The organism is Klebsiella sp. Lac1 (genome assembly GCF_009825425.1).
Lineage (GTDB): Bacteria > Pseudomonadota > Gammaproteobacteria > Enterobacterales > Enterobacteriaceae > Klebsiella > Klebsiella electrica.
Map to the genome: position 1 here is coordinate 1608241 of NZ_VJZJ01000001.1, position 12719 is coordinate 1620959.

Genomic DNA, 12719 nt, shown 5'->3' on the forward strand with positions numbered 1-12719 from the left:
AACCAGAGGTTCATAATGAAGACATCCCGCGTAATCCGCTCTTTCATGCTGTCGCTGGCGCTACTGGCCAGTTTCCCTTCCTTTGCCGCCGTAAAAAAAGAGTTCAACGTCTGCTGGACTATCTATGCCGGCTGGATGCCCTGGGGCGCCATCAGCAATGAAAAAATCATTGATAAATGGGCCGCGAAATACGGCATCAAAATCAATATCGTCCAGCTCAACGACTATATCGAGTCAATCAATCAGTACACCGCCGGCCAGTTTGATGGCTGCACCATGACCAACATGGACGCGCTGACGATCCCCGCAGCGGGTGGCGTCGATACCACCGCACTCATTACCGGCAGCTATTCCGACGGCAATGACGGCGTAGTACTCAAAGGTACCGGTAAAACGTTGGCCGATCTGAAAGGCATGCAGGTCTATCTCCCTGAGCTGTCGGTTTCTCACTATCTGCTGGTTCGCGGTCTGGAGAAGGCTGGTCTGCAGGAGAAAGATGTCAAAGTGGTGAATACCTCCGATGCTGATATTGTCTCCGCTTTTGGCACCCGCAGCGTCCGCGCTGCGGTAGCGTGGAACCCGCAGCTGTCGGCGATTAAAAAGACGCCGCAGACCAGCGAAGTCTTTAGCTCGGCGCAGGTTCCCGGTGAGCTTATCGACATGATGGTGGTCAACACGCAAACCCTAAAAGATAACCCCGCGCTGGGCAAAGCCCTGACCGGAGCCTGGTTTGAAATGATGGACAAAATGCATGCCGGAGACGTCCAGGTGTTGAACGCGATGGCGGCAGATTCCGGCACCGATCTGGCGGGCTACCAGGCGCAGTTGAAAACGACCCACCTGTTCTGGACCCCAGGCGAAACCCTGACGTTCATCTCCAGCCCGGAGCTGGCAAAAACTATGCAGCGGGTGGCGCAGTTTTCGTTTGATAAAGGGCTGTTGGGTGAAGGGGCACAAAGCGCCGACTTTATTGGCATGCGCTTCCCCGGTAACGTCACCGTCGGCGATAGCGCGAATACCCGACTGCGCTTCGACGATAGCTACCTGAAAATGGCCGCTGCTGGCCAGCTGTAATCATCGATGACGGGAGTGAACGCCATGCGCCAAATTAACCGCCATCCACAGCAGGGCATGCGGCTGATGCTATTGCTATTGCCCTTTGTGTTGCTGATCGCCGCCTGGTTTATTGGCTCCGCTATTCGCCTTGAAGCTAACCCGCAGGACAAGCTGTTGCCCGGCCTGTCGCAGATGGCGGCGGCCGTCGAACGGATGGCGTTTACGCCGGATAAACGCAGCGGCGAATACCTGCTGTGGGGCGATACGCTGATCAGCCTGACCCGCCTGCTCATCGGGCTGGCGGTGTCGGCGCTGCTTGGCCTGAGCATCGGGATCGTTGCCGGGGTGTTTCCGCTTTATCGCGCGGCGCTGTCGCCGTTGATGACCGTGGTCTCAATGGTGCCGCCGCTGGCGATCCTGCCGGTGCTGTTTATCGTCTTCGGTCTCGATGAGCTCTCTAAGGTGATGCTGATTGTGATTGGCATCACGCCGATGCTGGCACGTGACCTTGAACAGCGGGCGCGGGAAATCCCGGCGGAGCTGTTTATCAAAGCCCAAACCCTCGGCGCCAACAGCTGGACGGTGGTCCTGCGGGTGGTGCTGCCTCAGTTGCTCTCTCGCCTGATTACCTCGCTGCGTTTATTGCTGGGATCGGCGTGGCTGTTTCTGATTTCGGCGGAGGCCATTTCCGCCACCGCCGGACTAGGCTACCGCATCTTCCTCGTACGGCGCTATATGGCGATGGACGTCATCATCCCCTACGTCATCTGGATAACCCTGCTGGCCTGGCTGATGGATCTGGGGCTGCGCCAACTGCATAAATTCTGCTTCCCGTGGGCTGAAGGAGGCCGGACATGAGTTTTATCCGTATCAACAATATCTGGCAGGAGTATGGCGATCATGTGGTGCTGGAACGTATCAACGTAGAGGTCAAAGAAGGGGAGTTCTGTTCGCTGGTCGGAGCCTCCGGCTGCGGAAAATCCACCTTTTTGCGTCTGCTGCTGGGGCAGGAGCAACCGACCCGGGGCGCGATTACGCTCGACGGTCAGCCGCTGGCTCCTGAGCCGGATCGCTGTCGTGGCGTGGTGTTTCAACGTTATTCGGTCTTTCCGCACCTCAGCGTGTTGGATAACGTGACCGTCGGTCTGGAGCTGCCGTCTTCGCCGTGCCTCGGTCGCCTGTTCGGCGCCGGTAAACGCGCTGCTCGCGACCAGGCGGCGCAGATGCTGGACAAAGTCGGGCTCTCCCACGTCCTTGATCGCTATCCGGCGCAGTTGTCCGGCGGCATGCAGCAGCGGCTGGCGATCGCCCAGGCCTTTGTGATGCAGCCGCGGGTTCTGCTGCTCGACGAGCCTTTCGGTGCGCTCGACCCCGGTATCCGTAAAGATATGCACGCGCTGCTGCTCCAGTTGTGGGGCGAGACGCGAATGACGGTTTTCATGGTCACCCACGATCTGGCCGAAGGATTCAACCTCGGCACCCGTCTGCTGGTCTTCGATAAGGTACGCCACGACCCGCAGGCCCCTAACGCCTACGGCGCGCGTATTACCTACGATATTCCGCTTAATGAGACCCGGATGTCGCAGATGACCGGTACCGATAATACCGATAACAATGTCTACGCCTTAAGGAGATAGTCCGATGACAGCGCTTTTTCATACCTCACCGAGTCTGCGTGAAGAACTTCTACCGGGCGGGGGGCATACCTCGTTTGTTCTGCGCCGTGGTCAGATCCTGCGTCTGAGCGATATCGACGGCGGAGCGAACGTCAGCATGATGATGCTCAACCCGCACGAGAAAAGCGAACGTCTGAACCTGCCTGATACCCTTAAAGGGCAGCATACCGCGCGGCTAAGTGCCGGACACTGCTTCTATTCCGATATGGGACGAGTGCTGGCGGGCATCATCGCCGATAGCTGCGGCTGGCACGATCCGTTCGGCGGCGTACTCAATGCGCAAGAGACGGAGGAAAAATATGGCACGGGCCGCTACCAGGAGCTGCGCAACGCCTTCCATCGTAACGGCAGCGATAATCTGCTGGTCGAAATGGGCAAATGGGATCTCGGCCTCGAGGATCTGCTGATGGTGGTCAACTTCTTCAGCAAAGTCACCGTCGATGGCGAAGGACGCTTTCAGTTTTGTGCGGGCCATTCCACCCCAGGTAGCTACGTCGAACTGTTCGCGCCGATGGACGTGCTGATGGTCCTGACCGCGCTGCCGCACCCGATGGATCCGTCGGCCGAATATGCTCCGCGCCCGGTTCAACTGAGCTGGTATCAGGCCGACGATGAACAGGCGGCGATTGAATCGCTGTTTACCCGCGATGAAAACCAGCGCGCCTTCACCAACACCCAACTGTTTACCCATTGAGGAGCCCGCGATGAGCCTTGTAACCAGTACCCGTAACCCCGCCGATGCCGTCTATCGCCACGTGATTCCTGCGGGCGAACCCTGGTTGTTTGAAATCAAAGCGGGGCAGACCCTGCGTCTGCACGACCTTGAAGGCAATCAGGCGATCGACACCTTGTTTTATTGCGCTGACAGCCCGCGCGAGCGTTACGATGCGCAGCGCACGCTGCGTCGCCAGGGCAATGCTTACCTGACAACCGGCAGCGTACTGTACTCCAACCTCGGGAATCCGCTGTTGACTATCGTGGCTGATACCTGCGGGCGGCACGATACCCTCGGCGGGGCCTGCGCGCAGGAGAGCAATACCGTGCGCTATGCGCTGGATAAGCGCTACATGCACAGCTGCCGGGATAATTTTCTCTGTGCCTGCCTGCATGATGGCCGGCTGCATAAGCGCGATATCGCCGCCAATATCAACTTCTTTATGAACGTTCCGGTGACGGAAGCTGGCGGCCTGACCTTTGAAGACGGGATTTCTGGCGCCGGGAAGTACGTCGAGCTGCACGCGGAGCGCAACGTTATCGTGCTGATTTCCAACTGCCCGCAGCTGAATAACCCCTGCAACGGCTGGAATCCGACGCCGGCGGAGGTGCTGGTATGGAACTGACCCGCTGGCAGCGCTGGCGTCTGCTGGCCTGGCGTCTGTTTGCCGTTCGTGCCGACCGCCTGTTAAGCACACCATCGCGCAAGCCCTGAACGCCTGCGCGCCTCGGGGACGACCCCGGGGACGTCGAATTTTTTTGCGGGACGACCCGCCACGACGTGAGTCCCTTGTATGTTCAAAACCTTACTGATTGCTAACCGCGGTGCCATCGCCTGTCGAATTCTGCGCACCCTGCGCGCGATGCAGGTGAAGGGCGTGGCGGTCTATTCCGCCGCGGATCTCAGCAGCCTGCATATTCGTGAAGCCGATGAGGCTGTCGGCCTCGGCGACGGTCCGGCGGCGCAAACCTATCTGATGACAGAAAAAATCATCGCCGCCGCCATATACAGCGGAGCTGAGGCTATCCACCCCGGCTACGGTTTTTTAGCGGAAAACGCCGCCTTCGCCGAGGCCTGCGAAGCCGCCGGGCTGACGTTTGTTGGCCCGACGCCAGAGCAACTGCGCACGTTTGGCCTGAAACACACCGCCCGGTCGCTGGCAAAAGCACAGGGCGTACCGCTGCTGGAAGGTACCGGTCTGCTGGCCGATAGTGCCGAGGCATGCCGGGCGGCGGACACCATCGGCTATCCGGTCATGTTAAAAAGCACCGCCGGGGGCGGCGGCATCGGGATGCGCGTCTGTCGCGACGCCCGCGAGCTGGCGGATGCTTTTGACGTCGTCCAGCGACTGGGGCGGAACAACTTTAGCGACGCGGGCGTGTTTGTTGAGAAATACATTGAGCGCGCGCGCCATCTGGAAGTGCAGATATTTGGCGACGGGCAGGGCGAAGTCATCGCGCTTGGGGTGCGCGACTGCTCGATACAGCGTCGCAATCAGAAAGTGATTGAAGAGACGCCGGCGCCCAATTTACCCGTCGCAACGGTAGAGGCCTTGTGTGCGGCGGCAGTCGCGCTGGGCAAAGCGGTCAGCTACCGCAGCGCCGGGACAGTCGAATTTGTCTATGACAGCGCCGCGCGGCGCTTCTATTTTCTCGAGGTGAATACCCGGCTCCAGGTGGAACACGGTGTTACCGAGCAGGTGTGGGGCGTCGATCTGGTTCATTGGATGGTGGCGTTGGCGGCCGGTGATTTACCGCCGCTCACCACGCTGCTGGCCGACCTGAAACCACAGGGGCACGCCATCCAGGCGCGTATTTATGCCGAGGATCCGGGTCGACAGTTTCAGCCATCTCCGGGGCTGCTGACTGAGGTGGTTTTTCCGCCTGCGGATGGCGAGACGCTCCGTGTCGATCGTTGGGTGGAGGCCGGCTGCGATGTACCGCCATTTTTTGATCCACTGCTGGCCAAAATGATCGCCTGGCGGCCAACCCGCGATGAGGCTATCGCCGAACTGGACCGGGCGCTGGCGAACACCCGCCTGTATGGTGTGGAAACCAACCGCATCTATCTCCAGCAGATTCTGACCTTTGATCCCTTTACGCTGGGCGAGCCCTGGACCCGTTGCCTGGAACAGTTGAGCTATCGGACCGCGACCGTCGAGGTGCTCAGTGCCGGGACGCAGACCAGTGTCCAGGATTATCCTGGACGACTGGGCTACTGGGCTGTGGGCGTACCGCCGTCGGGACCGATGGACGATCGCGCGCTGCGTCTCGGCAACCGGCTGCTGGGTAACCTTCCGGGCGCGGCGGCGCTGGAAATCACCCTCAGCGGACCCACGCTAAAGTTTCATTGCGCAGCCCGGGCGGTGGTGAGCGGTGCCTGCGTTTCGCTCACCGTTGACGGTAGAGCGCAAGAGATGAACCGCGTATTCCGTATCCCAGCCGGGGCGACGCTGAAAATCGGTGCCATCGAAGGGGCGGGAGTCAGGAGCTACCTCTGTCTGCGCGGCGGTATCCAGGTGCCGGAATATCTTGGCAGCAAAAGCACCTTTACTCTTGGGCAGTTTGGCGGCCATGGCGGACGTGCGCTGCGCAGCGGAGATGTTCTGCATCTGGCGCCCGATGGCGAGGAGGAAACCGGCGCCGCGCTACCTGTTGCGCTAGTGCCACCGCTGACAACGGTGCGTACCCTGCGGGTGATTTACGGTCCGCACGGTGCGCCGGAATTTTTTGCCGCAGACTACATCGACACCTTTTTTGCCACCGACTGGGAGGTGCATTTTAACTCCAGCCGTACCGGCGTGCGGCTGATCGGCCCTAAACCGCTGTGGGCCCGCGACAGCGGTGGCGACGCAGGGCTGCATCCGTCAAACATTCACGATAACCCTTACGCCGTCGGCGCGGTCGATTTTACTGGCGATATGCCGGTTATTCTAGGCCCGGATGGCCCGAGTCTCGGCGGTTTCGTCTGCCCTGTGACGGTGATTGAGGCCGATCTCTGGCAACTGGGGCAGCTGAAAGCCGGCGACAAGGTGCGGTTTGTCGCCGTGGATCTGTCCACGGCCCGTCGACTGGCGGCAGGCTACCGGGAGGAGCTGGCGACGCTGGAGGCAATGCCCGTGGCGTGGCAACCCGCGCGGTTAACTTCCCCAGTGGTGATGAGCTGCGGAGAGGCGGATAAGCGTCTGGTGGCCCGTCTTTCCGGTGATACCCATCTGCTACTGGAAGCGGGCGAGGCGGAGCTCGATCTGGTGCTGCGCTTTCGCATTCATGCCCTGATGCAGGCGCTGGAGAGCCAGGCCCTACCGGGGGTGATTGACCTGACGCCGGGTATTCGCTCTCTGCAAATTCATTTCCAGCCGGAAACCCTGACGCCTGACGCGCTGTTAAGCTGGGTGAGCGCAGAGTGGGCGGCGGTGTGCGTCAGCGACGATCTGCAGGTACCGACCCGGGTGGTGCATCTGCCGCTGTCGTGGGACGACCCTGCCTGTCGCACCGCTATCGATAAATATATGACCACCGTGCGGCGTGACGCGCCATGGTGCCCGAGCAACCTCGAATTTATCCGCCGGATTAACGACTTACCGGACGAACAGGCGGTATGGCAGACGGTGTTTGACGCCAGCTATCTGGTGATGGGGCTGGGCGATGTCTATCTCGGCGCGCCGGTGGCGACGCCGCTCGATCCGCGTCATCGTCTGGTGACCACTAAATACAATCCGGCACGGACCTGGACGGCGGAAAACTCGGTGGGGATCGGCGGCGCCTATCTGTGCGTCTACGGTATGGAAGGACCTGGGGGCTACCAGTTTGTTGGTCGTACGCTGCAGATGTGGAATCGCTATCATGAGGTTGCCGACTTCGCCGGTAAACCCTGGTTGCTGCGCGTTTTCGACCAGCTGCGTTTTTACCCGGTTTCTGCCGAGGAACTGCTGCAGATCCGCCGCGATTTTCCGCTTGGCCGCTATCCGCTGCGCATTGAGCACAGCACCCTGCGGCTGGCGGAGTATCAACAGTTTCTGCAGCGGGAAGCCGTAAGCATCGACGCATTTCGCCAACATCAGCAGCGGGCCTTCAATGAGGAACGCGAGCGCTGGATAGCCAGCGGCCAGGCGCATTTCGATAGCCAGGAGGTGGCGGCTGAAGTGGATGACGAAGCACCTCTGCAGCGCGGGCAGCAGGGCGTGGAGAGTCCGATCTCCGGCAACCTGTGGCAGGTGCAGGCCGCCGTGGGGAGTCATGTTCGCGCTGGCGACGTTCTGGTGGTGCTGGAGTCAATGAAAATGGAGATCCCGCTACTGGCGCCGTGCGACGGCGTGGTGCAACAGATGAATTTTCAGCCTGGGGCGTCGGTACGCGCCGGGCAACGTGTGGCGGTGATCATGGAGGAGAACGTATGAGTCAGCCAACCTTTGATTTACGCCTTGCGACCCTCGCAGAGGCTTACCGACGCGACGAATTGACCCCGCGCACGCTGCTGGCCGAACTCCGCCAGAAGGCGCAGGTGTTGAATCCGGAATATCAGCTGTTTATTCATATCCTGACGGCGGAAGAGCAGGAGCCCTGGCTGGCGGCGCTGGATACGGTTGCACCGGAGTCGCTACCACTGTACGGCGTGCCGTTTGCCATCAAAGATAATATCGATCTTGCGGGAATTACCACCACCGCTGCCTGTCCGGCTTTCGCCCGCACCGCGACTGAGGATGCCACTATCGTGGCCCAGTTGATCGCCCTTGGCGCCATCCCGGTCGGCAAAACCAATCTCGATCAGTTTGCCACCGGCCTGAACGGGACGCGTTCGCCCTATGGCCGCTGTCGTAACGCTTATCACGCGGACTATCCCTCCGGCGGATCCAGCGCCGGTTCCGCGCTGGCGGTGGCGCTCGGGGTTGCCAGCTTCGCCCTCGGCACTGACACCGCGGGCAGCGGGCGGGTACCGGCTTCGCTCAATAACCTGACGGGGCTGAAGGCCAGCAAGGGGCTTATCTCTACCGCTGGAGTAGTGCCAGCCTGTCGGACCCTCGACTGTACGACGTTTTTTACCGCCACGGCCGACGAGGCCAGCCAGCTGTTGGCCCTGACCGCCAGGCCCGATCCGCGAGATGTCTACAGTCGCCGTAACCCGCTGTGGAACGGTCGTCAGGCGTTTGGCGCCCCGGCGCCGGGTTTTCGCTTCGGCGTGCCGCAGACGTTGAACTTCCTTGGTTGTGCGCAGAGCGAGTCACTGTTTATGCAGGCGAAAGCACGTTTGATGGATCTTGGCGGCGTCCCGGTCAATCTCGATATGACGCCGTTTCTCGCCGCCGCACGCCTGCTGTACGACGGCCCGTGGGTCGCAGAACGTTATGCGGTGGTGGGGCCGTTGATTGCGCAGCAGCCTGACGCGGTGCTGCCGGTGATTCGCGACGTTCTGGCGAAAGCGCCGGATACCGATGCCGTGGCCACATTCCGGGCAATGTACCAACTACAAGAGTACAAGGCGCAGTGTGATGCGTTGCTGGAGACACTGGACTGTGTGCTGACGCCAACCTGTCCGCGCCCGGTGACGCTGGCTGAACTGGCGGCAGAGCCGGTGCAGCGCAATGCCGATCTGGGCTACTACACCAACTTTATGAACCTGCTGGATTATGCGGCGGTGAATGTGCCGGTCGGTTTTCTGGCAAACGGATTGCCCTCCGGCGTCACCTTGTTTGGCCGGGTTTTCACCGACCAGTACCTTCTCGGTGTGGCCGATGCTTTCCAGCGCGTACAGCCACTACCGCTGGTCGGCGGGAGCCTGCTGGCCGCATCTTTGCCTGCCGCCACCGGCAGCCACGATCGCATGGCGCTGGTAGTCTGCGGTGCCCATCTTGACGGCCTGGCACTGAACGGGCAGCTGCGGGAGCGGGGCGGGCATTTGCTGGCGGCCATGCACAGCGCCCCGCATTATCGGCTGTATGCGCTGGCCGACGGGCGCCGTCCGGGGATGGTGCGTGATGAAAACGACGGCACGGCCATCGCCGTGGAGGTCTGGGAGCTGCCTTCGTCCGAGCTGGGCTCGCTGCTGGCGGCTATTCCCGCCCCGTTGGGACTTGGCAAGGTCGAACTGTCTGACGGGCGCTGGCTGAGCGGTTTTATCTGCGAAGGATATGGTCTGCAGGGCGCCACCGACATTACCGGCTACGGAGGCTGGCGGGCCTGGCTGACCCGCGGCTGACCCCTGGGCCTCTGTCTTAACCGGGCAGAGGCCGATTTACGACAACGTCACATCCATTTTCATCCCCTGGTTTTTGCGATGGCCTGTCGGGCATCTAACATGCTGAAACATTTCTGCTAAATCATTAGCAACCTTTCTGTAGGGCTGGCGCGTCGATAACGCTATTCTGCCCCGCTTTTTATTTTTTTCGCTTTTTATGCAAACTCAAGTGAATTGCCGCTAATGACCCTATTGAGAGATGAAATTCGCGATCACTCAGCGGAAGAGATGCTGTTTATTCATCGTGCCGCGATCGCGTTTCTACTGGTGGTGGTCTGCTTTGGCGTGCTGGTTTTTAACCTCTATCGTTTACAGGTTGAGCAGCACGATTTCTATCAGACCCGATCGAATCAGAATGACATTAAAATGCTGCCTATCGCGCCAAGTCGTGGGCTTATTTTCGATCGCAACGGTATCCCGCTGGTACAGAACATCACCCTGTACCGCCTGCAGGTGATCCCGAGCAAAATTACCGATATGACCGCGTTGCTGAACGCGTTGACGCCGATCGTCGATTTGACCCCCGATGATATCGCCAGCTTCCGCGACGATATGCATCACAACAGTCGTTACAAGCAGGTGACGCTGAAGTCGGCCCTGAGCGATGTTGAAGTGGCGCGGTTTGCGGTGAACGAGTTTCGTTTTCCTGGCGTCACCGTGGAGAATTACCAGCAGCGTGACTACCCCTATGGCGCCCAGCTGGCGCACGTGGTCGGCTATGTGTCGAAAATCAACGATAGCGATCTGCAACGACTGGCTAAAAAAGGCGAGTCGGAGAACTATGCCGCGGACCATAATATCGGCAAGCAGGGTATCGAAGGCTATTACGAAAAAGAGCTGCACGGTATTACCGGTTATCAGGAGGTGGAAGTCGATAACCACGGGCGCGTGGTGCGTCTGCTCAAAGAGGTGCCGCCGGTCGCCGGGAAGAATATCTACCTGACGCTGGATCTGCATTTACAGCAGTATATTGAAGGGGTACTGAAGGGGCAGCGGGCGGCGGTGGTGGTGGTTGATCCGCGCGATGGCGGCGTGCTGGCGATGGTCTCCAGTCCTAGCTATGACCCGAATCCCTTCGTGAAGGGAATTGGCTATAAGGCCTACCGTTCTCTGCTTGATAATCCGGACCGCCCGCTGATTAACCGCGTGACCCAGGGGCTCTATCCGCCGGCATCGACGGTAAAACCCTATATGGCGCTGTCGGCGCTTTCCGCTGGCGTGATTACGCCCACCACCACCTTTTTCGGCGCGCCGACCTGGACGCTGCCCGGTACCCAGCGCCGCTACCGCGACTGGCTGAAAACCGGCCACGGGATGTTGAATGTGACCAAGGCGATTGAGGAGTCGGCGGACACCTTCTTCTATCAGGTGGCCTTTGAAATGGGCATTGACCGCATTCACAGCTGGCTGAGCAAGTTTGGCTACGGGCAGTTGACGGGGATTGATTTGAATGAAGAGTATGCCGGAGTGTTGCCGAGCCGCGAGTGGAAGCAGAAGGTGCACAAAAAACCGTGGTATCAGGGGGATACGATTTCGGTCGGCATCGGCCAGGGCTACTGGATCGCCACACCGGTCCAGATGGTCAAGGCCCTGACGACGCTTATCAACAACGGCAAGGTAAAAAATCCTCATCTGCTCTATTCCATGAAGCGCGGCAATAAAGTTGAACGCTATCAGCCGCCGGATAATACGCCGCAGGTGGGCGACCCGAAATCGCCGTACTGGGGTATCGTGCGCAACGGGATGTACGGTATGGCTAATTTGCCAAACGGCACCGGTTATAAACTGTTCCATACCGCGCCGTATCAGATTGCCGCAAAATCCGGTACCTCGCAGGTCTTCAGCCTGAAAGAGAATCAGACCTACAATGCGAAGATGATCCCGGTCAGATTACGCGACCATATTTTCTATACCTTGTTTGCCCCGTATCAGCATCCAAAGGTGGCGATGGCGCTGATTCTGGAAAACGGCGGCGGCGATGGCGTTGTCGCCGGGCCGACGGCGCGTGCTATTCTTGACCACATCTTTGATCCAGCCAACGCCCCGGATGTGGCGCAAGGGGCTGAAACCGGCGTTCCGCAGATAGACAGCGCCGACGCGCAGTAGTGGCGAGTCGTGGCGGAGAGTATCGCCCGGCGCGGGCATGGCTTCACCTTGCCGGCGCCGCGCTTATTCCCGCACGGCGGTCATTCATAGAGATTGGTTATTTGTCGAAACAGCCGCTTTTCTCCATAGTGAAAGAACTGAGGAAAGCATCGAAGGGTAACGGGGTATGGCGTTGAGAAACAAACTTCTTATTGTGCAGACCGGGGCGCCGCCGGCGGAAATTGAGGCTGAACAAGGCGATCTTCCACTGTGGTTTGGTCGGCTGCTTGCGCCCTGGCAGCGGCAGATAGCTACCGTGCGTGTCTATGCGGGGGAAGCGCTGCCGGCTCCGGATAGTCAGACCGTGGCGGTGTTGACCGGCTCATGGGCGATGGTCACCGATCGGCTGGCGTGGAGCGAGAAAACCGCGGCATGGATCCGTTCAGCGATGGCGGTGGAGATGCCGTTATTTGGCATCTGCTATGGTCATCAGCTGATGGCCGACGCGCTGGGCGGCGAGGTGGCGTATCATCCGGCAGGGCGCGAAACGGGATGCAAGGCGATTACGCTTTCCGCCGCCGGACGAACGGACCCGCTGTTAAGCGACCGTCCGGCACATTTCCCTGCGCACCTCAGCCATCTGCAAACGGTCGTCAGACTGCCGCCGGAGGCGACGGTGCTGGGCGCTTCTGAGCACGATCCCCACCAGATAGTGCGCTATGCCCACCATGCGTTGTCAACGCAGTTCCATCCGGAATTTACCCCTGAGATTGCGCGTTCATTAATCCGCTATCGCGACGACGTGCTGCGGACAGAGGGGATCGACCCGCAGCAACTGCTGGATAAGGTGGAGCCGTGTCCGGTTGCCGCAGGAATATTAACCCGCTTCGTGGCCAACTATCTGGAGCCGGATATCTCGCATCCGTAATACGCCGCTGACCGCGCGTCTATGT

Annotated in this window: 9 protein-coding genes; all 9 read left to right on the top strand. The window is 59.9% G+C overall.

The window, feature by feature from the left end; genetic code table 11:
• The first annotated feature begins 15 nt into the window (after nucleotides 1–15).
• The 9 genes from FNY10_RS07615 to FNY10_RS07655 all read left to right on the top strand — a co-directional run bounded on the left by FNY10_RS07615 (nucleotide 16) and on the right by FNY10_RS07655 (nucleotide 12694).
• On the top strand, nucleotides 16–1074 hold the full coding sequence (locus FNY10_RS07615) for a putative urea ABC transporter substrate-binding protein (protein ID WP_100684237.1): 1059 nt from the start codon (nucleotides 16–18) through the stop codon (nucleotides 1072–1074).
• Between the two features lie 24 nt (nucleotides 1075–1098).
• Complete coding sequence (locus tag FNY10_RS07620; protein ID WP_131049076.1) at nucleotides 1099–1914, top strand: ABC transporter permease; 816 nt, start codon at nucleotides 1099–1101, stop codon at nucleotides 1912–1914.
• On the top strand, nucleotides 1911–2693 hold the full coding sequence (locus FNY10_RS07625) for an ABC transporter ATP-binding protein (protein WP_131049077.1): 783 nt from the start codon (nucleotides 1911–1913) through the stop codon (nucleotides 2691–2693). The genes FNY10_RS07620 and FNY10_RS07625 overlap by 4 nt, the downstream gene beginning before the upstream one ends.
• A 4-nt stretch (nucleotides 2694–2697) precedes the next feature.
• Entirely contained in the window at nucleotides 2698–3426 is a 729-nt protein-coding gene (locus tag FNY10_RS07630; RefSeq protein WP_131049078.1) for an urea amidolyase associated protein UAAP1, read from the top strand.
• 10 nt (nucleotides 3427–3436) lie between these two features.
• Nucleotides 3437–4072 (top strand): urea amidolyase associated protein UAAP2, encoded by a 636-nt coding sequence (locus tag FNY10_RS07635; RefSeq protein ID WP_131049079.1) that lies wholly within the window; start codon nucleotides 3437–3439, stop codon nucleotides 4070–4072.
• Nucleotides 4073–4240: 168 nt separating this feature from the next.
• Nucleotides 4241–7846: an urea carboxylase gene (gene uca / locus FNY10_RS07640; RefSeq protein WP_160703381.1), complete on the top strand. Its 3606-nt coding sequence runs from the start codon at nucleotides 4241–4243 to the stop codon at nucleotides 7844–7846.
• Nucleotides 7843–9642, top strand: coding sequence for an allophanate hydrolase (atzF, locus tag FNY10_RS07645; RefSeq protein WP_131049081.1), 1800 nt, complete (start codon nucleotides 7843–7845; stop codon nucleotides 9640–9642). The genes uca and atzF overlap by 4 nt, the downstream gene beginning before the upstream one ends.
• A gap of 222 nt (nucleotides 9643–9864) precedes the next feature.
• Nucleotides 9865–11787: a penicillin-binding protein 2 gene (gene mrdA, locus FNY10_RS07650; protein WP_202395388.1), complete on the top strand. Its 1923-nt coding sequence runs from the start codon at nucleotides 9865–9867 to the stop codon at nucleotides 11785–11787.
• 166 nt (nucleotides 11788–11953) lie between these two features.
• A complete protein-coding gene (locus FNY10_RS07655) occupies nucleotides 11954–12694 on the top strand; it encodes a glutamine amidotransferase (RefSeq protein ID WP_160703379.1) in 741 nt (246 codons plus the stop codon).
• Nucleotides 12695–12719: the final 25 nt, after the last annotated feature.

What these genes read in the sequence shown, in the direction of transcription:
- atzF (WP_131049081.1), top strand. Translation starts at nt 7,843, where the DNA reads ATGAGTCAGCCAACCTTTGATTTACGCCTTGCGACCCTCGCAGAGGCT.
- FNY10_RS07615 (WP_100684237.1), top strand. Translation starts at nt 16, where the DNA reads ATGAAGACATCCCGCGTAATCCGCTCTTTCATGCTGTCGCTGGCGCTA.
- uca (WP_160703381.1), top strand. Translation starts at nt 4,241, where the DNA reads ATGTTCAAAACCTTACTGATTGCTAACCGCGGTGCCATCGCCTGTCGA.
- FNY10_RS07625 (WP_131049077.1), top strand. Translation starts at nt 1,911, where the DNA reads ATGAGTTTTATCCGTATCAACAATATCTGGCAGGAGTATGGCGATCAT.
- FNY10_RS07635 (WP_131049079.1), top strand. Translation starts at nt 3,437, where the DNA reads ATGAGCCTTGTAACCAGTACCCGTAACCCCGCCGATGCCGTCTATCGC.
- FNY10_RS07620 (WP_131049076.1), top strand. Translation starts at nt 1,099, where the DNA reads ATGCGCCAAATTAACCGCCATCCACAGCAGGGCATGCGGCTGATGCTA.
- FNY10_RS07630 (WP_131049078.1), top strand. Translation starts at nt 2,698, where the DNA reads ATGACAGCGCTTTTTCATACCTCACCGAGTCTGCGTGAAGAACTTCTA.
- mrdA (WP_202395388.1), top strand. Translation starts at nt 9,865, where the DNA reads ATGACCCTATTGAGAGATGAAATTCGCGATCACTCAGCGGAAGAGATG.
- FNY10_RS07655 (WP_160703379.1), top strand. Translation starts at nt 11,954, where the DNA reads ATGGCGTTGAGAAACAAACTTCTTATTGTGCAGACCGGGGCGCCGCCG.